This window comes from Cryobacterium sp. 10I1 (assembly GCF_035019805.1).
Lineage (GTDB): Bacteria > Actinomycetota > Actinomycetes > Actinomycetales > Microbacteriaceae > Cryobacterium > Cryobacterium glucosi.
Map to the genome: position 1 here is coordinate 1 of NZ_JASJVF010000488.1, position 1,209 is coordinate 1,209.

At 66.3% G+C, this 1,209-nt stretch carries 2 protein-coding genes; one reads left to right on the forward strand and one right to left on the reverse strand.

Annotated features, from left to right (window positions below; translation table 11 throughout):
- Positions 1 to 73: 73 nt before the first annotated feature.
- The gene (locus QN345_RS19285; protein ID WP_134446104.1) at positions 74 to 415 is read right to left on the reverse strand and encodes an Rv2175c family DNA-binding protein; all 342 of its coding nucleotides are present in this window, start codon (positions 413 to 415) and stop codon (positions 74 to 76) included.
- A 237-nt stretch (positions 416 to 652) separates the two neighbouring features.
- Between QN345_RS19285 and QN345_RS19290 the strand changes: the two genes are divergently transcribed.
- The coding region (locus QN345_RS19290; protein ID WP_323509144.1) for a LysM peptidoglycan-binding domain-containing protein at positions 653 to 1,209 on the forward strand (557 nt) is incomplete at its 3' end.

Below are 1,209 nucleotides of genomic sequence, written 5' to 3' on the forward strand. Positions count from 1 at the left end.
CCCCAACCCAACCCGACGACATCGGAGGCATTCATTGGCATCAAAGCCGAATAGGCGTTACTGACTCACGCTCCTAGGCGAGCGCCTGGGCGACGCGGCGGACCTCGGCCTTACGACCGGCGAGAAGTGCCTGGATCGGCGGGACACCGAGGCTGTCGTCGACCTCGAGCAGCCACTGCATGGCCTGCTCGTCGGTGAAGCCGTCATCGGCGAGCACGATCAGGGTGCCGCGGAGTTCAGGGAGCGGGGAACCGTCCTTGACGAATGCGGCCGGCACCGAGATCACACCGTTCCGGCGGATCGCGAGGAGCTGCTTGTCATCGATGAGTTGGCGAACCCGGCTTTGACTGGTCCCGAGCAGGGAAACGAGGTCGGGGATGGTCAGCCAGGGTTGATCTGAAAACGAATCGGTCACCCTCCAAGCCTCCCATGATTCCCGGGCCACTTCAAACACCGAATGCCCCGGTGCGCGCTCCGTGCGGCCCGGATGGGGGTCATACCGATTGACTCCGGCAGTCATGTGTGAAAACGTTGAAGGTCGTGGACAAGTTAACGCTCGTGGACACGGTGAAGGTTGTAGCCAGTCTCAAGCTCGGGCGGCGGTTTTCGGCTCGACAGCATCTGAGTGTCAGACCAATCTGAATGGAGCGTCATGTCAGCACAGTCCAACAGGATCGTTCGACCGCCGGCCAGTGGCGAGCTCGTCCCTGCCAGGCCCCGCAAGTCCTCGGCCATCCGTTCCCGCGCGCTCGGCATTTTCGCGGCCCTGCCGCTCGCCGTGGCGTGCACGGTCGCCATCGGTCTCAATCTTGCGTCGCCCGCCGAGGCAGCCTCCCTGAGCCGGAAGCCGCTCAAGAACCCGGCGCAGCTGCCGGCATCCGCTGGGACCAGCGCCCCTGCGCAACGCGTGCAGGCCGAGGCTGCACCGAACCAGTACACGGTCGTCGCCGGCGACACCGTGAGCGGCATCGCGAGCAGGTTCGGGCTCTCGACCGCTGCCGTCCTCGCGAGCAACGGGCTGAGCTGGTCGACGAAGATCTTCCCCGGCCAGCAACTCACCCTCGCCGAGGGTGCCGCCCCGGCAGCGGCCCCTGCCCCCACGCCGGTTGCCAGTGAACTCACGCGCTACACGATCGTGACGGGCGACACCATCAGCGGGATAGCGGCCGCGCACGGCATCGCGGTCGCGGCCGTGCTGAGCGCCAACGG